Source organism: Nitrospirillum iridis, assembly GCF_014205765.1.
Classification (GTDB): domain Bacteria; phylum Pseudomonadota; class Alphaproteobacteria; order Azospirillales; family Azospirillaceae; genus Nitrospirillum; species Nitrospirillum iridis.
This window is the reverse complement of the sequence record NZ_JACIIZ010000006.1, coordinates 385,265-409,080: the sequence shown is the minus strand read 5'-3', so window position 1 is coordinate 409,080 and position 23,816 is coordinate 385,265. Positions and strand designations below refer to the sequence as shown.

At 63.7% G+C, this 23,816-nt stretch carries 20 protein-coding genes; 13 read left to right on the top strand and 7 right to left on the bottom strand.

The window, feature by feature from the left end:
• Positions 1-347 (top strand): hypothetical protein (locus FHS74_RS13390; protein ID WP_211106273.1); only part of this gene is annotated, 347 nt, incomplete at its 5' end.
• Positions 348-741: 394 nt separating this feature from the next.
• Here the strand turns inward: FHS74_RS13390 and FHS74_RS13385 are convergent.
• Positions 742-1,884, bottom strand: a complete 1,143-nt coding sequence (locus tag FHS74_RS13385; protein ID WP_184801177.1) for a DSD1 family PLP-dependent enzyme — start codon at positions 1,882-1,884, stop codon at positions 742-744.
• A 121-nt stretch (positions 1,885-2,005) separates the two neighbouring features.
• Positions 2,006-3,145: a YkvI family membrane protein gene (locus FHS74_RS13380; RefSeq protein ID WP_184801175.1), complete on the bottom strand. Its 1,140-nt coding sequence runs from the start codon at positions 3,143-3,145 to the stop codon at positions 2,006-2,008.
• Between the two features lie 211 nt (positions 3,146-3,356).
• Between FHS74_RS13380 and FHS74_RS13375 the strand changes: the two genes are divergently transcribed.
• Entirely contained in the window at positions 3,357-6,761 is a 3,405-nt protein-coding gene (locus FHS74_RS13375) for an indolepyruvate ferredoxin oxidoreductase family protein (protein ID WP_211106272.1), read from the top strand.
• Positions 6,762-6,774: 13 nt separating this feature from the next.
• Here the strand turns inward: FHS74_RS13375 and FHS74_RS13370 are convergent, their stop codons facing one another.
• Entirely contained in the window at positions 6,775-7,458 is a 684-nt protein-coding gene (locus FHS74_RS13370) for a helix-turn-helix domain-containing protein (RefSeq protein ID WP_211106271.1), read from the bottom strand.
• Positions 7,459-7,841: 383 nt separating this feature from the next.
• Between FHS74_RS13370 and FHS74_RS13365 the strand changes: the two genes are divergently transcribed.
• The 4 genes from FHS74_RS13365 (at position 7,842) to FHS74_RS13350 (ending at position 12,736) form a co-directional block, all read left to right on the top strand.
• Positions 7,842-8,969, top strand: coding sequence for an NAD(P)/FAD-dependent oxidoreductase (locus FHS74_RS13365; protein WP_184801169.1), 1,128 nt, complete (start codon positions 7,842-7,844; stop codon positions 8,967-8,969).
• Positions 8,970-9,291: 322 nt separating this feature from the next.
• The gene (locus FHS74_RS13360) at positions 9,292-11,382 is read left to right on the top strand and encodes a TonB-dependent receptor (RefSeq protein ID WP_184801167.1); all 2,091 of its coding nucleotides are present in this window, start codon (positions 9,292-9,294) and stop codon (positions 11,380-11,382) included.
• A gap of 62 nt (positions 11,383-11,444) precedes the next feature.
• Positions 11,445-12,308 carry an alpha/beta fold hydrolase gene (locus FHS74_RS13355; RefSeq protein WP_184801165.1) on the top strand — a complete coding sequence of 288 codons (864 nt, stop codon included), beginning with the start codon at positions 11,445-11,447 and terminating at the stop codon, positions 12,306-12,308.
• Positions 12,309-12,322: 14 nt separating this feature from the next.
• The gene (locus FHS74_RS13350) at positions 12,323-12,736 is read left to right on the top strand and encodes a DUF3830 family protein (RefSeq protein ID WP_184801163.1); all 414 of its coding nucleotides are present in this window, start codon (positions 12,323-12,325) and stop codon (positions 12,734-12,736) included.
• Between the two features lie 62 nt (positions 12,737-12,798).
• Here the strand turns inward: FHS74_RS13350 and FHS74_RS13345 are convergent, their stop codons facing one another.
• A complete protein-coding gene (locus FHS74_RS13345) occupies positions 12,799-13,140 on the bottom strand; it encodes a RidA family protein (RefSeq protein WP_184801161.1) in 342 nt (113 codons plus the stop codon).
• Positions 13,141-13,346: 206 nt separating this feature from the next.
• On the opposite strand from FHS74_RS13345, the gene FHS74_RS13340 reads away from it, so the two are divergent.
• Both FHS74_RS13340 and FHS74_RS13335 read left to right on the top strand, forming a co-directional pair.
• A complete protein-coding gene (locus FHS74_RS13340; RefSeq protein WP_184801159.1) occupies positions 13,347-15,089 on the top strand; it encodes an N-acyl-D-amino-acid deacylase family protein in 1,743 nt (580 codons plus the stop codon).
• Positions 15,090-15,169: 80 nt separating this feature from the next.
• Positions 15,170-15,508 carry a Rieske 2Fe-2S domain-containing protein gene (locus tag FHS74_RS13335; protein WP_211106270.1) on the top strand — a complete coding sequence of 113 codons (339 nt, stop codon included), beginning with the start codon at positions 15,170-15,172 and terminating at the stop codon, positions 15,506-15,508.
• 139 nt (positions 15,509-15,647) lie between these two features.
• On the opposite strand, the gene FHS74_RS13330 is transcribed toward FHS74_RS13335, so the two are convergent.
• Together FHS74_RS13330 and FHS74_RS13325 are read right to left on the bottom strand one after the other, a co-directional pair.
• A complete protein-coding gene (locus tag FHS74_RS13330) occupies positions 15,648-16,388 on the bottom strand; it encodes a creatininase family protein (protein ID WP_184801157.1) in 741 nt (246 codons plus the stop codon).
• Entirely contained in the window at positions 16,360-17,754 is a 1,395-nt protein-coding gene (locus tag FHS74_RS13325) for a peptide MFS transporter (protein ID WP_184801155.1), read from the bottom strand. The genes FHS74_RS13330 and FHS74_RS13325 overlap by 29 nt, the downstream gene beginning before the upstream one ends.
• Positions 17,755-18,022: 268 nt before the next feature.
• On the opposite strand from FHS74_RS13325, the gene FHS74_RS13320 reads away from it, so the two are divergent.
• From FHS74_RS13320 to FHS74_RS13300, 5 genes are all read left to right on the top strand, one after another.
• On the top strand, positions 18,023-18,382 hold the full coding sequence (locus FHS74_RS13320; RefSeq protein ID WP_184801153.1) for an SbtR family transcriptional regulator: 360 nt from the start codon (positions 18,023-18,025) through the stop codon (positions 18,380-18,382).
• Positions 18,383-18,762: 380 nt separating this feature from the next.
• The gene (locus tag FHS74_RS13315; protein ID WP_184801151.1) at positions 18,763-19,455 is read left to right on the top strand and encodes a 4-carboxy-4-hydroxy-2-oxoadipate aldolase/oxaloacetate decarboxylase; all 693 of its coding nucleotides are present in this window, start codon (positions 18,763-18,765) and stop codon (positions 19,453-19,455) included.
• Between the two features lie 4 nt (positions 19,456-19,459).
• Entirely contained in the window at positions 19,460-20,524 is a 1,065-nt protein-coding gene (locus FHS74_RS13310) for a 4-oxalomesaconate tautomerase (RefSeq protein WP_184801149.1), read from the top strand.
• Positions 20,521-21,369 carry an NAD(P)-dependent oxidoreductase gene (locus tag FHS74_RS13305; RefSeq protein WP_184801148.1) on the top strand — a complete coding sequence of 283 codons (849 nt, stop codon included), beginning with the start codon at positions 20,521-20,523 and terminating at the stop codon, positions 21,367-21,369. Before FHS74_RS13310 ends, FHS74_RS13305 begins: the two co-directional genes overlap by 4 nt.
• Positions 21,366-22,403 carry an amidohydrolase family protein gene (locus FHS74_RS13300; protein WP_246463104.1) on the top strand — a complete coding sequence of 346 codons (1,038 nt, stop codon included), beginning with the start codon at positions 21,366-21,368 and terminating at the stop codon, positions 22,401-22,403. Before FHS74_RS13305 ends, FHS74_RS13300 begins: the two co-directional genes overlap by 4 nt.
• Positions 22,404-22,457: 54 nt before the next feature.
• On the opposite strand, the gene FHS74_RS13295 is transcribed toward FHS74_RS13300, so the two are convergent.
• Complete coding sequence (locus tag FHS74_RS13295; protein WP_184801146.1) at positions 22,458-23,720, bottom strand: gallate dioxygenase; 1,263 nt, start codon at positions 23,718-23,720, stop codon at positions 22,458-22,460.
• Between the last annotated feature and the right edge of the window lie 96 nt (positions 23,721-23,816).

Below are 23,816 nucleotides of genomic sequence, written 5' to 3'. Positions count from 1 at the left end.
GCCATCGGAAACATTTGCGACCTCTACGACCCCGACGAATGCTGGAACTACCTCAAGGCCGCAGGATATGCGTCCAATTAAAGGCTCGATGCTCTGGGCGCCCGAACTGGTTCGGCATTCCCCAGGCTGAATGGGTCCGAGACGTCACCGATGTGAGCATGTTCGAGAAATACAATATGGAGATGGAGAGGATATGCACGAAATTCTCCATCCCCTATGCCTGCACCGCCCGCAACACTTCAGAAAGGCAGCATTATTCGGAATATTACGATAGGAAGGACTTGATCGCCGCTGTGGGCCAGATCGATGCCGAGATCGTGAACAGGTTTGGCTATACCTTCGGCTAAGTGACCGGCTGAGCGGCGCCCTGTTCGCTGGTCAGGGTTTGGGCGGCGGCGCCGCCAGGTAGGGGTGATGCTGTAGAACGAGCGAAAATATACGCCGCCGTTATAAAAGAAAGACAGCTATGTGTGAGGTGAACCGCGCTGAGATTGTCGGAGGCTTTCACTCCTGAGAGGGTAAGCATGCGGCGTAAGCGGTGCGCAGCCCGCACGTTGTTCGGAATTCCTGGGTGTGTGAGCATTGGGCCTGTTGAAGGAGGCGCGATTCCACGCCATGGTCGCCTGACTCAAACCAAACTGCCTCCGACAATCTCGGCGCGGTTCAGTCATTTGATCGCGCCGATTTACATCTTGGGGGCAACGCCGCCAAGAGCGGCTTGGTTCAAAACATTGCGCGACGTCATTGCCCGCACCCGCGCGCTTCAAGGGGCCAGATGTCGACCAACCGGTCGCCCTGCACGACATGCAATACATCGTGCAGGTTTACCGTAGGGTCGCAGTGCGGCGTCATGCAGGTCAGGACGGCACCGGGGGGCAGTCGATCTTCAGTCCGGGCGAATGTCACCCGCCCCTGCTCGTCGCCGAAGAAATCGTACCGTGCGCCTGGGGGCGCCCCGGCAACGATACGGGGGGCGCCGGCATCGGTGGCGAAGGCCTTGCAGCCGGCATCGGTCGTGCATTGGCCAGGCCGGCTGGCGCTGATGACCGTCGTCTGCAAAAACAAGGCGCAGTCGAAGGGCGGGCGCTCGCCCGCCTCCTGCCATACGTCCTGATACTCCCTGTCCATGAAGATATAGGAACCGACCTGCAGTTCGGTCAGCACGCCGGCTGCAGTGTCGGCATCAGCGCTGCCGGTGCCGCCGCCGGTGATGATGGCTGGGGCCAAGCCGGCGGCCGTCAGCGCCCGCTGGAGCCGCCATGTCAACTCGGCGGCCCGTGCCAGCTCGGCGTGACGCGCTTCCCGGCCGACTATGTGCATGGCATGACCGGCATAGCCCTGTATGCCCCTGAAGTCCAGGCTGGCGGCCTTATACGCCAGTCGGGCCAACGTAACGCCCTCTTCAACGCTGGCTACCCCGGTCCTGTTCAAGCCTACGTCCAGGTCAACCAGCACGCGCAAGCGGACTCCGCTGGCGGCGGCGGCGGCGGCGAGGTCCATGACATTGCGGGCGTCATCGACCACCACCATGGTTTCGGGTGCCGTCCGTATCAGGCTCATCAGCCGCTGAATGCCTGCCGCCGTCACGATGGGCGAAGTCAACAAAAGGTCGCCCATGCCGTGACGAACGAAGGTTTCGGCTTCGCCCAGCTTCGCGCAGCATAGGCCGATGGCTCCCGCCGCCCGCTGGCGGCGGGCGATCTCCACGCATTTATGGGTCTTGGCATGCGGCCGTATCGCCATGCCGTGGCGCCGTGCCAAGTCCATCATCAGGCGCAAATTAGCTTCGAACCGATCGAGGTCCAGCACAAGGGCTGGCGTACTCAGCATCCCTCTCGATCCCATCACGCCGATCAGCGGTGTATTGACAAGGTTCGGTTTCATGCGGCCCTCAACGTGATCGCAGCCAAGTCGCTCAGCAGACCTGGATTTGGCTATTCGCCGGGAAGCACCCGCCACGGTGCCGCTATGGTGGCCGTGATAAAACGACCCTGCCTGGCTTCAGTTAGGCGCCCGTCGCTTCCTGTGCGGGGGACCGGGCCTGAGGGCGGAGCCGCCATAGGCCTATGGTCATTAACGGCAGGACATAGAGCCCCAGGAAAATGTAAGCCAGCCACCTGTAGCCGTTGGCGATGAGATCAACCAGACCAATGCGGTCAGCCACGAAGATGGACCCCACCAGGATGGCGACGGTTACGGCCAGGCGGGCCATAAGGGACAGGTCGTTGCGCGTGCGGGTCTGATAAGCGTGTGCGATGCGTTCATTTATGGCATGGACCTGTCCCACGCCGCTTTCCAGCAAGGCCGCGAAGATCATGGCCTGGAAGATCAGGCGGAACGACGGGAAATTCAGCCGGGCCAGCAAGTAGTCGGAGGGCAAGGCCTCTCCGCCGATTTCGGGATAGAATGCCGCCATGCATACGAAGAACAGGATGGCGGGCAGCAAAGCCAGAGGACCGGCGAGCAGTCCCGCCACGATTGCATCCTTGGGCCCTCGCAGGTGGCGGATGACGGGCAGAATGATGGCGGCGCCCACGATGTTGTAGCCGGCATAGGTCATTCCCCCGACCACCCACCCCGTGGCGGGGACGTCGGCGGCGAATGCGGCCCCGATGCGATCGCCGAAATGGATCAGGGACAGAAAAAGGAAGACGGCGTAGGTCGCATACAGAAAGAAGGAGACGTATTTGAAAAGCTGTTCCACCGCTTCGTTGCCGAAGGTCGCCACCAGCGTGATCGCACCGATCAAAGCCAGGGAACCGGCAAGGGCCGGCCATCCCAGAACCGCTTGGCCTATGGCTCCGGCGGCGGCGGCGAAGACTGCCAGGATGACCATGATGGCCATACAGAAGGCAATTTCGAACACTGGCCACAGCGGTCCCAGCAGATTGCTGAAAAAGGTTCGATAGTCCCGGCTGCCCGTCTTCAGCGCAAAAAGAAAAGTCACGGCGCATACCGTGCTCCATACCGCCATCGCCAGCAGAATGCCATACAGCCCACCCCACGGGCCGCTGGGCATGAAGAACGTGACCAGTTCGCGGCCTGTCGCATAGCCCCCACCGATCACGACCGCCTTGAAGGCGAACCCAGGTAGCAACGTTCGCTGAAGCCAGGTGGATTTGGATGCCACGCGGATGTCTCCCATTTATTCCCAGATGCAATCCAGCCCGGATTCTTCATGTATCCTGTCGCTAGCATCAATTTTCTGGGAAGGCAATTTATATTTGCAAATACGGCGAAATATCGCATCAGATTCCTAAATCTGATAAAATTTATCCGTAATGGAAAATTCCGGTTTCCATGACGGCCATCCCATGGGCAAGATGCGGGTTCCCGCATCCATAGACCCTGGCGATATGATGGCCGACACGAACCTGGTGACGCTCGACGACAAATATCAGCTGAATCAGGGCCGTGCGCTGGTCAGCGGCCGGCAGGCGCTGGTCCGTCTGCCCATAATTCAGCGCGCGCTGGACCGGCGCCTTGGCCTGAATACCGCTGGTTACATCAGCGGCTATCGCGGCTCGCCGCTGGGCGGTTACGACGCGGAGCTCTGGAAGGCAGCCGATTTTCTGAAAGCCAACGACATTATTTTCGAGCCCGGTTTGAATGAGGACTTGGCGCTGACCGCCGTGGCGGGAACCCAGCAGCTGGATTTCGTGCCAGGGCGTCGTTTCGACGGCGTTTTCGGTTTCTGGTATGGCAAGGGCCCAGGTGTCGACCGCTCCGGCGACGCCATCAAGCATGCGAATTTACAGGGCACCGCCCCCGCTGGCGGCGTTGTCCTGATTTTCGGTGACGACCATGCGGGCAAATCCTCGACCACCGCCCATCAAAGCGACCTCACCCTGGCCAGCTGGGAGGTTCCGGTCCTTTATCCCGCGTCCGTGGCTGACATTCTTGAGCTGGGTCTGGCGGCCGTGGCCATGTCGCGGTTCTCTGGTCTGCTGGTTGGCCTGAAGTTGGTGAACGAAACGGCCGAGGCCACGGGCGTGCTGGATATGACGCCGCCGCCGGCATTCGCCACCCCAGACATGCCGACACCCGCGGGTGGTGTCCATATCCGCCCTGAGGCGTTGGCCATGCAGCAGCAGGACGTTCGGCTGCTGCGCCACAAGCTGCCGCGGGCCCAGGCCTTCGCGCGGGCCAACCGGCTGGATCGCGTCACCTTTGGATCGACCAGCCCCCGGTTCCTGGTGGCGACGTCCGGCAAGGCGTATGCGGACGTCCTGGCGGCCCTGGCCCTGCTGGGGCTGGATGACGCAGCGGCTCAGCGATTGGGCCTGGGCGTCTATAAAATCGCCCTGGTCTTCCCGCTTGATCCCGACGGCCTGGACGTGGCGTCACAGGCCGCGGATGAAATCTTCTTTGTCGAGGAGAAGCGGGCGCACGCCGAGCTTCAAGCCAAGCTGCATTTCTTTGGTCGCGGCACCCGGCCCCGCATCAGCGGCAAGGCAACTCCCGACGGCATGCCGCTGCTGCCGGCGGATCTGCCTTTGAACGAGGCTACGGTCGCCGCGGCCCTGGCTGACCGGCTGCAGGCCAGTCTGGCGGATATCGACGCCGTTGTCCCGGGGTTCGCTAGCGCGGTTGACAAGGTCCGCGCCCTCGTGGCGCGCCCCGTCGCCCCGCCGGCCACTGTCCGCCGTCCGGCATTCTGCCCTGGCTGCCCGCACAACACCTCGACCAAGGTGCCGGCAGGGTCGGTGGGGGCTACCGGCATTGGCTGCCATGGCATGGCCGTCTTTCATCCCGAGCGCAACCCCATCCCCATGGGCCATATGGGGGCGGAAGGGGCCAGCTGGATCGGGTTGTCGAAATATACCGATACGGCGCACATCTTCCAAAACTTGGGCGATGGCACCTACAACCATTCCGGTTCCTTAGCCATTCGGGCGGCGGTGCAGGCCAAGGCCACCCTGACCTACAAGATTCTGTTCAACGACGCGGTCGCCATGACCGGCGGCCAGCCGGTGGAAGGCGGGTTGACCGTCAGCCGGATCGTGCAGCAGGTCCGCGCCGAAGGCGTCGGCCGTGTCGTCGTAGTTTCCGACGATCCCGATCGCTTCACGGCGGAACCTCTGCCGTCCGCGACCGAACTGCGGCACCGCGACGACCTGGCGGCCGTGCAGGAGGATTTGCGCCGGGAGAAGGGCGTCAGCGTCCTGATCTACGACCAGGTCTGCGCGGCGGAGAAACGGCGCCGGCGCAAGGCCGGCACTTTTCCCGAACCCGATCGCCGCGTCTTCATCAACGCCTTGGTCTGCGAGGGGTGTGGCGACTGCTCGACCCAGTCGAACTGCATGGCCGTTCAGCCGCTGGAGACCGACCTGGGGCGCAAGCGCAAGATCGACCAGTCGGCGTGCAACAAGGACTTCTCTTGTCTGAAGGGTTTCTGTCCCTCCTTCGTCACGATCGAGGGCGGCCGGCCACGACGGTCGGCCACGGCGGTGGCGGACATGCCGCTTCCCCCGCCCCCGGTGCTCCCGGACTTGGGTGATCGCTTCGACATGGTGATCGCCGGCATCGGGGGCACGGGCGTGGTGACGGTCAGCGCCATCCTCGGCATGGCGGCCCGGATCGCTGGCCTAGGGGTCAGCCTTTTCGACATGACGGGCCTTAGTCAGAAGGGTGGGGCCGTCTTCAGCCATGTCCGGTTCAGCCGCGACGTAGCGGAGACGCTGGCCGCCAAGGTGGGGCCCGGGCAGGCCGACCTTGTGCTGGCGTGCGACCTGATCGCCGCGGTGCAGCCGGAATGCTTGAGCACCGTGGCCCCCGGCACCCTGATCGCCGGCAACGCGGACATGACGGCCACCGCGGCCTTCCAGGTCCACCGCGACCAGACTATCGACCAAGGCCGATTGACTGCGGTCCTGGCGGCCGCAGCGGGGGATGAGGTGCGGCTGGTGCCTGCGACCAGGCTGGCCGAAGCCCTCCTGGGGGACTCGATATCGGCGAACATGCTCATGCTGGGCTACGTCTGGCAGCTGGGCGGCATCCCCCTGACGCTGGACACGATCGAGCAGGCCATCACGCTCAACGGCAAGGCCGTTTCAGCCAACCTGAAGGCGTTCGCCGCCGGCCGGCGCGCCGCCGTTTCCAGTGGCGACACGCCGCCGCTGGAAGCGCCGCCGACCCTGGAGACGTTCGTCCAAATACGGACGGCGGACCTGACCCGGTACTGGAACCAGGCCTATGCCGCGCGCTACGCCGCTTTGGTCGACGCCGCCCGGCGGGCGGCGGCGGCGTTGGCCGGCGGTGACGATCTGGTCTGGGCTGTGGCGCGGGCAGCTTACAAGCTGATGGCCTACAAGGACGAGTATGAGGTGGCGCGACTTTACGCCGACGGGCGCTTTGGCGCGGCATTGTCGCGCGAATTCCAGGATGTGCGCGCCCTCCGGTTCCATCTGGCGCCGCCCCTGTTCGCGCCTATGGATCCCCACACGGGGCTGCCGCGCAAGATAACGGTTGGCGGCTGGGTAATGCCGGTGTTTCGCCTGCTGGCCGCTCTCAAGGGGTTGCGGGAGGGCCCGTTCGACCTGTTCGGCCGGACCCCGGAGCGCCGGCTCGAGCGATCGCTCCGCGATACCTATCTGGCGGTCATGGAAAACGTCATCGCCACCGTGACGGCCGATACCCTGGATGCCGCCGTGGCCGTCGCCGGCGCGCCCTTGGACGTGCGTGGCTATGGTCATGTGAAGGCCCCGTCCGCGGAAGCGCTGCTGGCGCGGCTGACGGGACTTTTGCCCGGCGTGGCTTGAGGAGGGGAGGGGATCAGTCCTGAGGGGGCCGGCGCTTGCGCGCCCGGTTCACGGTTGGCGGCGGGGGAGGGGTCTCCACCGTTTCTCTTGAGGAGCCGGCCTCCTTCTGATGCGCCGTCATCAACAGGGATTCCTCACCCGAGCAGATGGTCAAGGTGCGACAGGGCGTGTCGCCGACATCGATATAGGCGTGGCCCATGCCGCTGTCGAAATAGATGGAATCCCCTGCCTCCAGCCGCACCGGGGCGTAGAGATCGGTGTGCAGTTCCAACGTGCCTTCGATGACATAGGTGTACTCTTCACCCGTGTGGCGGATCATCTCGCCGAACTCTTCCATGGATCGGGCGTGTGATTCGCCGAAGATGGGCACGAACCTCTTGCTCAGCAGGTCGGTCGCGACGAAACGATAGACGTAGTTGTCCGTTTCGATGACGCGGCCCTCGCCCTTTCGGACGATGCTGCGGCGCCCGGTCGTCAGCGTGACGGTGGGCGGCGGCGTCTCCTCCGCGAAGAAGACTCCGATGTCGACGTTCATGCCCTTGCTGATACGGGCGATCTTGTCATAGGTCAGCGCCACCTTGTCATTTTCGATTTTTGACAATGTGGAAACAGGAAAGCCCGTTTTCTCCGCGACATCCGATAGTTTCCAGCCTTTCTGCTGCCGCAGGGCCTTGAGCATCGCGCCGGGCTTGGCCATGTTCGTCATTTCTCACGCTCACGTCACTAAAGATCGCACAAAATAACAATTTTTTGGTCTTTTGGCGAGCATGGCAAATCAATTGCGTCTTCAGTTCCCGCGCTGCCGGATTGGCGGGACGGGGGCGCCCAGGCATCGTCCTGCGGGTCGGCCAACAGGACGGGTGACGAGGCGAGGCGCCAGAGAAATTTTCCAAAACAGATAAATTGACCGATAATAAGAGAAAATATTCCAATTCAGGGAATTTCCGTGGCACAATCCCCGGGTCGTTTTCCAGACATGCAGTGAACTGGCCGCGCGGCCCCTCGGGGGAGATAGGGCGGCCATGGGTCCATGATCTTTAGTCGCGTCTCCTTTCAGGGGGGCGCGCAATAGGAATGCCTATGACAGACCATATGTGTGACATCCTGGTCATCGGCGGCGGCATTGCCGGCGCCTCCATCGCGGCGCACCTCTCGGAACATGCCCGTGTCCACGTTCTGGAGATGGAGGAGCAGCCGGGCTATCACTCCACCGGCCGGTCTGCCGCACTCTTTTCGGAGACCTATGGCAATACGGCAATCCGCGCCTTGACGCGGGCCAGCCGGTCATTCCTGGCTTCTCCGCCGCCGGGCTTCTGTTCGGTTCCCCTTCTGAAGCCGCGCCCTGTCCTGATCATCGGCCAAGTGGGGCAGCAGGTGGCGTTTGACGATGCCGTCCGGCAGGCGGTGCCGGGCACGGAGGTCGAGGCGCTGACGGTGGACCAGGCGCTCGGCCTGTGCCCCGTTTTGCGACCAGAAGGATTGCTGGGGGCGGTGGTTGATCGCGGTACGGCCGATATCGAGGTGCATGAATTGCACCACGGTTATTTGAGGGCTTTGAAGCGAGGGGGCGGTGGCCTCAGCACCGCGGCCAGGGTCACGGATATCCAAAGGGATGCCAAGGGCTGGATCGTTCACAGTGCCGTCGGAACCTTTCGCGCCGCAATCATCGTCAACGCGGCGGGGGCCTGGGCGGGTGAGGTGGGCAGCCTGGCGGGGGCGCAGGACATCGGGCTGGAACCGCGGCGCCGCACTGCCGCCTTGATCGAACCGCCGCGCGATGCGACGTCGGACCATTGGCCCATGGTCCTCGATGTCGAGGAACGTTTCTACATGAAGCCCGATGCCGGGTTGCTGCTGCTTTCCCCGGCGGATGAAACCCTTACGGCCCCCTGCGACGCCCAGCCCGACGAGATGGACATCGCCATCGCCATCGATCGGCTTGAGACCGCGACAACGTTGGAGGTTCGCCGCATCCGGAGCAAATGGGCCGGTCTGCGCTCCTTCGTGCGGGATCGCTCCCCGGTGGTCGGTTTCGACGGGTTGCAGCCTGGCTTTTTCTGGATGGCGGCCTTGGGTGGCTACGGCATCCAGACCGCGCCGGCACTGAGCGCCATGGCCGCGGACTTGGTGCTGGGACGGTGGCGCGACCAGGGTTCGGCGCCATTCGGGCTGTGCGCCGATGACATCTCACCGGCGCGGCTGCGCTAGGGCCCTGTCGCCGGCACCCGGCATGAAACAGCGACGGCAAGATGGAGAAGAAAAGGGTGAAACCGCAAATAGATATCGGGATCACCACATAATCGGCCGAATGGATAAACCCGGCCGTACTACGGCGTCGGAGCGTTTTCCGTGGCCGGCCACCGGGAGAGGCGACCAGGACGCAGTGCATTGCTGACGCACACCAAACAAGGACGAAAAAATGAGCAACGGGACAGGGATTTCACGTCGAGTTCTACTGACAGCAAGCTGTGCTGTGCTTGCACTATCTTTTTCTTTCTCCGCCTTTTCGCAAGAGTCCGGAGGCGGGCAATTGGAAGAGATCATTGTGACCGCGCAGAAGCGCGGCGAGAACATTCAGGATGTTCCCGCCGCGGTCAGCGCGGTGTCGAGCCAAATGCTGCACGATCTGCATGCGACGCAGTTGACGGACATCGGGGCGTATGTGCCGGCGTTGCAAATCGACTCCGCCGGTTCCCCCGGGCAGACGACCATCAGCATGCGCGGCATCGCCCCCATCGGGCGGGGCGCGACCGTGGCCACCTACATCGACGATGCGCCGGTGGGCAGCAGTTCCACCTATGGCGGCGGCAATGCATTCGCCCTCGACCTGCTACCCTATGACGTGCAGCGGCTGGAGGTGCTCCGGGGGCCACAAGGCACCCTCTATGGTGCTAGTTCCATGGGCGGCCTTTTGAAATATGTGCTGACCACGCCGTCGCTCGATACGTTCGAAGCCCGCGTCGGCGGCGACGTTTCCGCTGTATCCGGCGCCAGCAAGCCCGGCGGTGGCTTCCGAGGGATGCTCAGCGGGCCCATCGTGGGCGGTGTGCTGGGCTTCACCGCCAGTTATTCCCAGCAGGATACGCCCGGCTTCATTGACAATAGCCAAACCGGCCGACGCGACGAGAATGGCGTCAAGCAGCAGAGCGCCCGCCTGGGACTGGTTTGGCAGGCGAACGACGATCTGTTGGTCAAGTTGAACGCGCTTTACCAGAAAGTGGATGCGGACGGCGATGCCAACACCGCCCTGGATCCCAATACCCTGCAGCCGCTGGGTGGTTCGCGCACCGACAATAACTTGACCGACCAACCCTTTAACAAGGAAATCCAATATTATTCGCTGGCGGTGGAATACACGATGCCGTGGGCGGATTTGATCTCCTCGTCCAGCTACACGAATACGCGGACTAGCCAGACGCAGGATGCCTCCTACACATACGGCGTGGCTTTCCCCGCGTTCGGTATTCCGGCCGGTACTTCCGCCTACGATTACCGGCTGCATCTTCGCAAATATACGCAAGAGATCCGGCTGCAGTCGCATCCCGGCGTGACCTTGGAGTGGCAGGCCGGCCTTTTCGCAACGCACGAGGACTCCAAGAACTTCCAGTCGCCAAGCGCCCTGACCATGGACGGTGAGCCCATTCCCGGACTCGATCCCTTGTTCACGGGCCAATTGCCGTCGACCTATACCGAATATGCCGGTTTCGGCACCGTGACCTACCATGCCACCGACCGGCTGGACCTGCTGGCGGGGGTGCGGTACTCCGAAAACCACCAGACCTTCGGTGAATATGGCAGCGGATCCATCATCGATCCGATTAGCTTGCTCGGTCAGAAATCGCATGAGGGGGTCGCGACCTACAGCGTCGGCGGGCGTTATCACATAACCGACAAGGTGATGGCCTACATCCGCATTGCCAGCGGGTACCAGCCGGGCGGCCCCAACCTGGCCATCGCGGGCGTGGCCCCGACCTTCGCTTCCGACACCCTGACCAACTACGAAGTTGGCCTCAAGTCACAGTTCCTGGACAACCGTGTTCTCTTTGACATCGACGCGTTTTATATCGACTGGAACGACATCCAGCTGTTATCGAACGGTTCCGGGTTCAACTACATCCTGAACGGTGGATCGGCGAAAAGCCAAGGGATCGAGGCGAACGCCTCCGTTCGGCCGATAGACGGCCTGACGCTCGATGCCACCTTTTCCTTCGTCGACTCCGTCCTCACCGAGGATGTCGCGGCGATCAGCGGTCTCAGCGGCGACAGGCTGCCCAACGTTCCTCGGTGGAGCGGCTCGCTGCGGGCGACCTACAGCCATGACCTGGCGGATGGGTGGATGGGCGCCGTCGGCGCCGGCCTGCGTCTGACGGGCGACCGGTATTCCGATGTGAACCACGCGTACGATGCCCGCGTCATTCCCGGGTACGGCGCGCTGGACATGAACGTCAGCGTTTCGAACGACCGGTACACCCTGCAGATCTTTGCCAAGAACCTGACCGACCGGCACGCCTATCTTTCCTACACGCCGCTGGTCAACCAGGCGACGGGCGCCCTGACGCAGATAGAGGCGACGGTGCTTCAGCCGAGGACCATCGGCCTCTCGCTTGATGCCAAGTTCTGACGCGGTTCCCTGCGGAAGCCTTCCGGGCGGGCTCGGAAGCCAATGTCATCTGGGAGAAAAGAATGAGAATAACGAAAGCCGCGTGGTTGGGTCTCTGCCTGTGCCTGGCGCCTCTGGTTTCCGTTCCGGCCCGGGCGGACGAACCCGCCACCCGCCTGATCGCGCGCGCGGGGCACAACACCGCGTTTCACATCTTCCCGGCGCATCCCGCGCCTGGCCAGGACGTGGCGCACGGGCCCGTCATCGTCCTGGACGCGGGAGGCGGCCTGGACGCCTACTACTGGGATGCCCTGGTGCCTGAATTGGCCCGGCGTACCGGCGCCCGGATCATAAGCTATGACCGTGCGGGGTCCGGGGCCAGCGACGAGGTTCCCGGGCCGTGGAGCGTTCAGGGCGCCACGGAGGACCTGGAGAACGGGCTGCGTGCCCTCGGCGCCACCCATGGCGTGATCCTGGTGTCGCACTCCCTGGCCGGAGAGATCGCCACATATCTGGCGGGACGCCATCCCGACTGGATTGCCGGCGCCGTCCTAGTGGACGCCAACGTCCCCGACTTTTTCACCGACGACGTGATCGACCGCCAGATGGCGTCATACGCTCCCATGATCGCGGCCTTGAAGGCGCAGAGCCCGACGCCGCAGGGACGCCAGCTTTTGGCCCTGGCCGATTCCTTCGCTGAGACCTCGCGCGCGTTTCACAAGGCCGTCTGGCCCGCGGCGGTGCCGGCCGTCGTCATCGTCTCTGAAAAGACGCCGTTCGACGCCCCGGCGGATGCCCAATGGTGGCGGGATGCGCATGCGCGGTTCGCCGGCGGCGCCCCCAATCGCCAGCTGGTTTCGGCGCAAGGCAGTTCGCACGATGTCGTGCACGACCGCCCGGAGGTGATCGTGCAGGCGGTCGTGGATATGATGGCGCGGAAGCGCTGAGTGGAGGGATGGTCATGACCCATATGAAGATCATTGCCGGTTCTTTCAGTTTCGGCGCGCGGCTGGAAACGGATCTGGCGCCGAAGACGAGCGCCTATTTTCGCACCCTGTTGCCCTACCGGACGAAACTGATCCACGTTCGCTGGAGTGGCGAAGGCTGCTGGATCCCCCTTGGCGAAACCGCGCTGAGCTTCCCGGTGGAAAACGCCACCAGCTATCCGATGCCCGGGCAATTCCTCTTCTATCCCGGCGGATACAGCGAAGCTGAAATCCTTCTGGCCTATGGTGCCGTCCAGTTCGCAAGCAAGCTCGGACAGTTGGCCGGCAATCATTTCCTGACCGTCACCGATGGCTTGCATCAACTGCCGGAGCTGGGGCGTCGGACACTGTGGGAAGGTGCGCAGGAAATTGTGATCGACCGGGTGTAGGTGGGCGGAACGGAGCGCATTGCCGGAGGCATTGCGCTCCCTCCCGGAGGCTGTCGGGCAGGCTAACGGCAGGCGATCGCTTCGATCTCGACGGTTGCCGCCGCCAGGACCAGACCGCTGAGGACCGTCGACCGGGCGGGACGATGCTCCCCGAAGAAGGCCGCATAGCTGTCGTTGAACGCGGTGAAGTCGGCGTCCGGCCGTAACCAGACAGTCGTCTTCACAATGTTGGAGCGTTCAAGCCCGATCGAGCCGAGAACGCGGTCGATATTTTGAAGCACTTGTGTGGTCTGTTCAGCGACGCCGGCGCCGGATATTTTTCCGTCTGCATCGAAGGGAAGTTGACCGGAGATGTAAACAAGCCCTCCGGCTTCCTGGAAAGGGGACAGGTGCGGCGGTTTCATTATCTCTTCCTTGTATTCTGAGGGGGCGTCGGATCAAGACCGGGCGCCGGGGTATATTGGGTGTAAATATCCATATTTGCAAAATATTTTCTACTTGAACGTAATTTTCCAACATGGCAACTTGGTCTGGTCTTCGCCGCCAACGTGCGGCCGAATCCACCTTGCCGACCCAGCGCGAAGCGCGTCGATGCATTCAAGGGGCGCCCATGAAGCAGAATCTTGCCGTAACATCCGTTCTTGCGCTGTCTCTTTGCGCCGCCGCCGGGCCTTCTTCCGCTTCGCCCGCCCAGCACGACGTGCTTATTCAGGGGGGCACGATCTACGATGGCACGGGCGGTGAGCCGTATGTCGGCGACGTGGCGATCGATCAGGACAGGATCTCTTATGTTGGTCCGCATCAGGCGATGACGGCCAAGCGTGTCATCGACGCGCGGGGCCGGGCCGTATCTCCCGGCTTTATCAACATGCTGAGCCAGGCGCAGGAAAGTCTGCTGGTGGACGGCCGCGGGGAGAGCGACCTGGTCCAGGGTGTGACGCTTGAGGTCACGGGCGAGGGTACATCCATGGGCCCGCTGTCGGACGCCATGGCGGAGCGCGACCGGCAGCGCCAGGGGGACACCAAATTCCCCATCACGTGGCGGAGCCTGGGCGACTATCTGCAAACCCTCGAAAAGAAGGGCATTTCCTTGAACATCGCCTCGATGGTGGGGGCGGCGACGGTTCGCGACTATGTTCTTGGCGAGGGGGACGTACAGCCGGGTTCCGAGCAGTTGGGGCGGATGCAGGAATTGGTGCGCCAGGCCATGACGGATGGCGCGCTTGGCGTCTCGTCGGCGCTGATCTACGCCCCCGGCACCTTCGCCAAGACGCCGGAGCTGATCGCGTTGGCGACGGAAGCCGGGCGCTGCGGCGGGATCTACATCACCCATATGCGCAGCGAGGGGAACGACCTGCTGGGCGCACTGGATGAAACCATTGCCATCGCCAAGGCATCCGGCGCACCGGCGGAGGTCTATCATCTCAAGGTGGCGGGAAAGGCCAATTGGTCGAAACTGGACGCCGCGCTGGGCAAAATCGAAGGCGCCAGGGCCGCAGGCGTCCGCTTGACCGCCGACCTTTATCCTTACACCGCCGGCGCGACCGGGTTTGATGCGGCGATGCCGCATTGGGTGCTGGACGGCGGACTGGAGGCCTGGATCGCACGCCTCAAGGACCCCGAGGCGCGGGCGCGGGTGGTGAAGGAAATGCAGAACCCGCCGCCAGGTTTTGAAAGCGCCCTGGTGGCATCCGGGCCAGAAGGCGCGTTGCTGTTGCAGTTCAAGAACGAGAAGCTGAAGCCCCTGACCGGGAAGACCCTTGCCGAGGTCGCGAAGGCGCGCGGCGTAAGCCCGGAAGAGGCCGTGATCGACCTGGTGATCGAGGATGGCAGCAGGATCGGCGTGGCCTATACCGTGATGTCGGAAGATAATGTGCGCAAGGAAATCGCGCAGCCGTGGGTCAGTTTCGCGTCGGACGAGGCAGCCACCGCGCCTGAGGGCGTGTTCCTGAGGTCGGCCCAGCATCCCAGGGCCTACGGCACGTTTGCCAAGGTTCTGGCGCACTATGTCCGCGATGAAAAGATCGTGCCGCTGAAGGATGCAATCCACCGGTTGTCGGGATTGCCGGCCGCGAACCTGTCTCTCAAGGACCGGGGTTTGCTCAAGCAGGGCTATTTCGCCGACGTCGTCGTTTTCGACCCCGCCACCATCCAGGATCACGCCACCTTCGCCAACGCACAGCAGCTGGCGACGGGTGTGCAGTACGTCTTCGTGAACGGGGGGGCCGCGCTCGATGACGGAAAGGTCACCCCGGCGCGGGCGGGCCGCGTCGTGCGGGGGCAGGGCTGGCGCGGCTGGCCGAATGGGGGCTGCCGGTCGTCGTCCAAGGATTGGCCCTGGGTTTGGGGGTGATGCTGGGGCGGATCGCCTCACGGCGGGCCCAAGCGCTGGAGTAGCGCGATGTACCTGAAAAATTGTTGGTATGTTGCGGCATGGATGACGAGATCCCGAGCGGGGGATTACTGTCGAGAACCATCATCAATATTCCGCTAGTCTTCTGGCGCACGGACGCCGGGAATATCGCTGCGCTGGAGAACCGCTGTTGCCACTGGGGAGCCAAGCTCTCCCTCGGAAGGGTGGAGAACGGCGGCGACCGCATTCGCTGCCCGTATCACGGGTTGTTGTTCGACCGGACCGGCCAATGCGTCAGTGCGCCCGCCCAGGAAAGGGTGCCCGCGCGAGCCAAGGTCAGGAGTTTTCCAGTCATCGAACGCCACCGCTGGGTCCGGATCTGGATGGCAGATCCGGCTCAGATTCTGGACACGCGTTGATCATCCGGCTTGGCGGTCCCTGGATGGGTATCTTCACCGCAATCTGGAACTTGATCCCGATTTCAAGATGGTCCAGCTGAGTGTCACGGCCGCTCAGCCGGAGCTGATCAGGGCCATTTATTGAGGCCGCCCCTCGGGATCATTCGCGGCCAAACGCGGCAATGGCGGCCAGCAGACCCTGAACCGCGGTCTGAACCAGCAGACCTCCGATTTCGGGGGTGGCCTGACCGGGGTCGGAGCCCATGCGCCCATCCGGATGGCGGAGCCGGAAATCCGCAGCATCGCGGATCGGGCCGGCCCCCGCAATCCGGGGAGTGTAGTCGGCCCGCTTTACCGCATGAGGATACGCCCACTGGGTGATCGCGATTTCCGAGGGAGTCGCATGGCTGCCGTGGCCGGTCGAATAGTGGCGTGCGATCACCTCGGCGACGGCCGGAAGTTCCCACCAGTTCCCCAGCTTGAGGGCGAATGAAGCAGGGCGTCCGGCGAGGCTGGCTTCCGCATAGAGTTCCGAGAAGGCCGCCTGGATCGTTGGTATGTTGCCGCCGTGGCCGTTGAGAAAATATATCCTGTTCCAGCCGTGAAGGGTCAGTGACCGCACCCAGTCACCTATCACCGCCATGAAGGTGGAGGGACGCAGGGTGAGGGAACCGGGGAATCCCAGGTGGTGCTGGGCCATGCCGACATTGATCGTCGGGCCGACCAGAATGTCCGCGCCGCTTTGGTGCGCTTCATGGGCGATGATTTCCGGGCACAGCCAATCAGTCCCGAGCAGCCCGGTCGGCCCATGCTGTTCTGTCGAGCCGATGGGAATGACAATGGTTTTCGACCGCTCCAACGCGTCGCGGATCTCAGGCCACGTCGACAGGTGCAGCAGCATGATGCGGTTTTCCGTCGTTCGAGATAAGGGAATGTTTGCGAAGATGGCTGCCGCTGGACCACAGCCATAGGCCACCCAACGCCGCCAGGGCGGCGTGGATGCACCAGAAGGCCGTCGGCGAGAGCGTTTCATACAGCCCGCCGAGGCGGCCACTGATGATGCTGCCGAAGAACATCGACAGGGTGTAGGTCCCAGTCAGGGTTCCCCGCAGGGATGCTGGTGCCGTGCTGGCGAACAGTGAGTTGGCGCTGGGCGCGAAATAGAGCCAGGCGACGTTCGAAGCGAAATGGAAGGCCACAGGGACGATTAGCGGGATCTTTCCGCTGGCTCCCGTCAGGGCCTGGGCGGCGGCCAATATGCCGACTGACGCGGCGAACAGAAATAACCCCACCACCATTTTCTTGTAGTCGTCCGGCGCACGGCCCTTCCGACCTTGCCAGCGCCACAGCAGCAATAGCGCAGGCAAGGTGACGAGGGCGGCAAGCCCATCGAGAGCCTGTAGCCAGGGAACCGGAACGGTCAGGCTGCCTAATTGAAGATTCACATGATCGCGGACCCAAAGATTGTAGGTGTTCCAGATCTGAGCCTGGGCGACCCAAAAGAGCGTTGCTTTGGGCAAGATGGCCAGCAGTGAAATTACCACCCGGCGCTCCGCAGGGGTGAGCTGGCGGCGCGCGGCGAAATTTCGTGGCGGCGCCGTTCTCGGCAAGGTCCGGTATCCGCCGACGTAGACGATTAGGCCAACCAGCATGCCGACGCCTGCGAAGCCGAACGCCATGTCCCAGTCATAGGTTTGAGCCAATAGGCCGGTCACCAAGGGGGCAACGAAAGCGCCGATGCTGACCATGCTGAAATAAATCTGAAAGGCCACGCTCCGCCGCTTATCCTGAAGCGGATAAAGTTCGGACACTTGGGGGGTAAGATTTCCGCGAAGAAAGCCGGCGCCAACAATCAACAACAATAGCGCCAGGAGGAACGAGGCTTCGAATGCCATGCAGAAATGGCCCGCAGTCATCAGCAATGCCCCGAGTATGACTGAACGCGACCGCCCGAGAACACGATCACCAACGAAGCCGCCTGCCGCCGGGGTGAGGTAGGTCAGGCCCACGTAGAGGCCGAAGATTTGTGTGGCCAGGCCCTGGGGCGTCAAGGCGCCAGTGGCATATTCGATGGTGCGCCGAAGTGTAACGAAACCGACGATGTTGGCGACGTGTTCGGGCAAAAACAGCCTTTCCACCATATAAAGCACCAGGATGGCCTGCATCCCGCTGAAGGAGATGCGGTCCCACAGTTCCGTTCCCGCCAGAACCAGCAGACCGCGCGGATGGCCGAGGAATTCCGACCGTCGTCCCATGGCTATTTTCATTCCCGTCATGCTGAGATGAAGCCACATTATTCCAGTTTAGGCAGAACGGCAAAATTTTTTCTTATATGGCAAATCATGAAAATATCAGGGCAGATCCAGCCGGATGAGAAATTTTGCCTGAGATGTCCATTTTATGAATCGGTGTGGATTGGTGCCGAAGGACCTGCTTTCTTATTGATTTTTCAATATGTTCCTGGATTTTTGTCTAGATCCACCTTGGCGCCGATTCACAGCTTAGTCTCCGGCTTTTCGCTGATTTATCAGGCTATTGAGCGCGATCAAGCTTGGGGCTCCCTTTCGGCGCCGGTTCGCATTCGAGGCCTTGTCGCAGTGGATGCAACGCTTTGCGGCATTCTTCGCAACCAAGCGCGGGCTGGCCAGCGCCCTGCATTCCGGCGACGCAGCTTACGAAGCGCTGCCGGGACATTTCGAGCTTCGGCTTCAGCCCGCGCTTCAATCCCTGTTGGCGTCAGGGATCGCCGCCGGGCAGGTTCGTTCCGATGTCGCGGCGGATGATCTGCTCGGTGCTGTGGCCCGCTTGTCGCTGTCCGGGAGCCGTGATCCCAAACAAGTGGAACGGATGGTCGCTTTACTCGCGGATGGCCTGCGTCTCCGCGAAGCCCGGTAGTCGTCAAGGATACCATTGCTAAGAAAGCGGGGGTTTTTGACGCGATTTCGATAAACGTATCGCGGGCACGTCCGGCCTGGCCGGACCGGGCTCGATGGCTCCGCCACCGAGCCGCCACCCGCGGAATTGTCGGATGGCGTCTCGGCCATCCGGTAACGATTCCTCGCGCGAGAAGAGTCTCGACCCCCGACGAGGCGCTTTCGCGCCAATGGCTTCCTTTGTCGAATCAAGGGGCGTTCCGGTCGGTCGGGCGGGCAAAGGCTCTGTTCCCAGCCGCTGGAACCCTAGCAAAATCTTATCGATCAGGCAGAGCTTCTCATAACCATGGTGCTGGCGGAACCCATAGCATACCGGCGGTCCACGCAATGTGAGTGCAAGCCATGGGTATCGTCGTCACCGCCATTGATCGTCCAGACCTCGCGATCATTAATCAATTCGCCCGCTTCGGGGTCGCCACGGTGCATGAGGCGCAAGGCCGTACCGGTCTGATGGCGTCGTATATGCGGCCCATCTACCGCCCGGTGCGCGTTGCCGGGTCGGCGGTGACGTGTGAGGTGGCGCCCGGTGACAATTGGATGATCCATGTGGCCATCGAGCATTGCCGGGAGGGCGATATCCTGGTGGTGACGCCCACCAGCCCCTGCGACGACGGCTATTTCGGCGACCTGTTCGCGACGGCGTTGACGGCGCGGGGCGTGCGCGGGTTGGTGATCAACGCCGGTGTCCGCGACATCGCCGACCTGACGGCGATGCAATTCCCCGTGTGGTCGAAATGCGTGTCGGCCCAGGGCACGGTCAAGGAAACGCTGGGCAATATCAACGTGCCCGTCGTCTGTGCCGGCGCCCGCGTCAATCCGGGCGATGTGATCGTGGCGGATGATGACGGGGTGGTGGTGGTGCCCCGGCATTCCGTTGCGGACATCCTGGCCAGGGCCGAGATCCGCGCAGCGAAAGAGGCCACCAACCGCGCACGGTTCCAGCAGGGTGAACTGGGCCTGGATCTCTATGGCATGCGGGACAAGCTGGCTGCCAAGGGCCTGCGCTACGTCGACCGGTTGCCGGAGGCTTGGTAGTCCCATGCAGACCGCCATTCCCTGCAGCGTCTATCGCGGCGGCACGTCCAAGGCCTTGTTCTTTCTGAAGGACGACCTGCCCTGGGACACCGTCGCCCGCGACACCCTGCTGCTGCGCGCCCTGGGTTCCCCCGATCCCCGTCAGATCGACGGCATGGGGGGCGCCCATCCCCTGACATCCAAGATCGCCGTCGTTTCGCGCTCCGCCCGGCCGGATGCCGATGTGGACTACCTGTTCCTTCAGGTCTTCCCGGACAAGGCCATCGTCACCGACCAGCAGAACTGCGGCAACATCCTGGCCGCCGTCGGGCCTTATGCCATTGAGCGGGGCCTGATGCCGGCGCAGGACGGTGTCACGCCGGTGCGCATCTTCCTGGTCAACACCGGCAGCCGCGCCGTGGCCCATGTGCCCACGCCGGGTGGGAAGGTGCGCTATGAGGGTGACACGCGCATCGACGGCGTGCCGGGCACGGCCGCCGGCATCCCCATCGATTTCCTGGAGATGGCGGGGTCGAGCTGCGGTGCCCTGCTGCCCACTGGGCGGCCGACGGATGTCATCGACGGTGTGCCCGTCACCCTGATCGACAATGGCATGCCCGTCATCGTGGTCAACGCGGCGGATTTGGGAAAGAGCGGTCATGAGACACCGGCCCAACTGGAGGCCGATGGCGAACTGACCGCCCGGGTGGAACGTATCCGGCTGGCTGCCGGTCCCCTCATGAACCTCGGCGACGTGGCCGCCAAGTCGGTGCCCAAGATCACCCTGATTGCCCCGCCGCGGCTGGGCGGCGCCATCGCCACCCGCACCTTCATTCCCCACCGCGTGCATGAGGCCATCGGCGTTTTTGGCGCCGTCAGCGTCGCCACCGCCGGGGTCTTGCCGGGCACGGTGGCGGCTGGCCTGTTTCCGCCCGTCGACCCTGGCATCGTCGACCTGGATATCGAGCACCCCACCGGCTTTTTCACCGTACGGATGGAGGTGGCGGCCACAGGGACTGAGGGTCGCGTCATTCGCTCCGCCTTGCTGCGGACCGCGCGCAAGCTGATGGTGGGGGAGGTCTTCGTATGATCCCGGTTCGTGTCGCCCTGATCGGCTTCGGCGAGGTCGGGCAGGCCCTGGCCGGGCCGCTTGGCAATGGTCGCGCCTTGCGCATCTATGATCGCCTGTTCGACGCCGTCGCCGCGCCCTTGCCCGACCAGGGCTGCCGCACGGCGGTCGCGGCGGTGGCGGGCGCTGACCTTGTGATTTCCGCGGTCACCGCGGCGCAGACCGCCATCGTGGCGCGGGCGGTTGCGCCGCATCTGGCCGTGGGCGCCTGGTACATGGACCTCAACTCCGCCTCGCCATCCCAGAAGATCGCGGCGGCGGAGGCTGTGGATGGGGCCGGCGGGCGCTATGTCGAGGTCTCCGTGATGTCGCCCATCCATCCGAAAGGAATGGCGTCCCCCCTGCTGCTGGGAGGACCGCATGCCGAGGCGTTCGTGCCGGTGGCGCAGGCCCTGGGTTTCAGCGGGGCATGCTTCCACAGCGCCGTGCCGGGCCGGGCGGCCGCGACCAAGCTGTGCCGCAGCGTGTTGGTCAAGGGCATGGAGGCCCTGGTGATCGAGGCCTTCCTGGCCGCCCGTCATTACGGGGTTGAGGACACCATCCTGGCCAGCCTGGGCAACGTGCTGCCCCATCCTGATTGGCCGGGGCACGCCCGCTATATGATGTCCCGCGCCCTGCGGCACGGCGTGCGCCGGGCGGAAGAGATGGAAGAGGCGGCCGCCACCGTGGCCGCCAGCGGCCTGGCTCCCGGCATGGCCGCCGCCACCGCCCAGGTCCAGCGCTGGGCCGCCCGGTTCGGCGATGCCGCCGACAGTCCCGATCTCGCCACGATGCTGGACGCCGTCCGGCAGGAGCTTACGCCATGAGCCTTGAACATCCCCTGATCATCGACTGTCACGGCCATTACACCACGGCGCCCAAGGCGCTGAACACCTTCCGCGACGCCCAGGTGGCCCACTTCGCGGATCCGACCCTGCCGGCGCCGGCTGGTGTGGCGGTCAGCGATGACGAGATCCGCGAGACCATAGAGAGCAACCAGCTGAAGCTGCTGCGGGACCGGGGCGCCGACATGACCATCTTCAGTCCGCGCGCCTCGGCCATGGGCCACCATGTGGGCGATGCCGCCCTGTCGCGGCGTTGGGCCGCGGAATGCAACAACCTGATCAAGCGGGTGGTGGACCTCTATCCGGAAAATTTCATCGGCGTCTGCCAGTTGCCGCAGTCGCCGGGCATGGACCTGAACGCATCCATCGCGGAGCTGGAGCGTTGCGTGGCCATGGGCTTCGTCGGCTGCAACCTGAACCCCGATCCTTCGGGCGGGCATTTCAGCGCGCCGCCGCTTTATGACCGGTACTGGTATCCCTTCTTCGAGAAGATGGTGGAGTTGGACGTGCCGGCCATGATCCATGTGTCGGGGTCGTGCAACCCCGCCTTCCACGCCACCGGCGCCTACTACATCAGTGCCGACACCACGGCGTTCATGCAGTTCATCGAAGGTGACCTGTTCCGTGATTTCCCCGATCTGCGCCTGATCATCCCGCACGGCGGCGGCGCGGTGCCCTATCACTGGGGGCGCTACCGCGGTCTGGCCGACATGCTGAAGCGACCGGCCCTGGCGGAGCATGTCATGCGGAACGTCTATTTCGATACCTGTGTCTATCACCAGCCCGGCATCGACCTGCTGTTCCAGGTCATCGACCTCAAGAACATCCTGTTCGGGTCGGAAATGGTGGGGGCGGTACGGGGTGTCGATCCGGAAACGGGGCACTATTTCGACGATACCAAGCGCTATGTCGATGCGCTGGGCCTGTCGCCTGAGGACCGCCATGCGGTCTATGAGGGCAACGCCCGACGGGTGTTCCCCCGCCTGGATCACGCCCTGCGCGCGCAGGGTAGGTGACGAGGGTCCACCGGGCTTCCATCAGCGGCGAAGTGATTTCGCGGCCGGCCGCCTCTAGCGGCCGGCGTCCGGATCGAGGTCGTGCCGGCCGCCGACGGAATAGAGGGCGCCGGGGGCATTGCGGCTGGCCTGGAACCGCTCCAGCGTTTCGCCGCGCATGTGGGCATAGACCACGGCGTTCGGCAGCCCCAACACGGCGGCCAATTTTTCCAGCCCGAAGAAAATGGCCCCGTGGGCGATCAGGCCGCTCCAGTCACGGCGACGGATCAGGTCCCGCTCTTCCGGTGAAAGGTCGGAGGTGGCGAGGGCCTTTTCCTCGTCCTCGCGGAAGGCCGCGCGGTGCGCCGGCTCAATCATCCGGTTCAGGAAGCGGTTGAGGGCGTAGCGCTGGACGCTGAGGCCCAAGGTGAATGGCCGCGACGATGGCGGCGCCAGCGTGGACGGGTCCAGGTCGGACGCCGGCTTCAGGTCGGCCAGGCCGGCGCGGTTTTCCAGCAGCAAGGTCTGGATGCCGGTCATGGATGGCAGATAATAATTCCGGGCCAGGACATCCGGGCGCGCCGCCAGGGCGCCGCGCATGATCAGCCACATCACGACCTCGGACGCCTCCCAGCCGCCACGCATCGCCAACTCGGCCTGGCTCATACGGACCAAGGTCTCCGGATCATCCAGCAGCAGATCCACGAACTGCCGGTCCCAGACCGGGTCATTGAAGCCCGCTCGCCGCCCATGCACCTGGTGCGACAGCCCGCCGGTGGCGATGAGGGCCACCGACAGATCCTCCGGATAGCTTTCGATGGCGGTCCGCAGGGCCTGTCCCAGCTTCCAACAGCGGCGCGCGCTGGGCACGGGGTTCTGCAACACCCCCACCGCCAGGGGGACCAGCTTGACCGGCCAGCCGTCCTTGGTGTCGTACAGCAGGCTGAGTGGCGAGAAGCAGCCATGGTCCAGCGGCTTTCGCTGGAAAAACGACATGTCGAACTCGGCGGCCATCAAGTGCTCGCCAATGTGGGCCGCCAGTTCCGGGCAGCCGGCGATGTCCGGCAACGGTCGTGGCGCCCCCCCTTCATCGGCGCAGGCGTGAGAGGCGCCGATGCCCAGGGCGAACGCGGAATAATGGTCGAAGAAGAAGGAGGTGACGTGGTCGTTGTAGATCACGAACACGACGTCCGGCTTCTTCTCCGCCAGCCATGCCTTCAACGGCTCATAGGCGGCGAAGATCGGAGCCCAGGCGGGGTCCCGCTGTTTGCCCGTGTCCAAGGCATAGCCGATGGTCGGGGTATGGGAGGTACCGATCGCACCGATGATACGCGCCATTTACATGTCCGCTCTTGGGTGAAAGCCGGGATGGGCGGGGGCCGCCGACCGCATCGCGGCGCGGGACCCATCCTGGCGGCAACCACGCCCTACGGG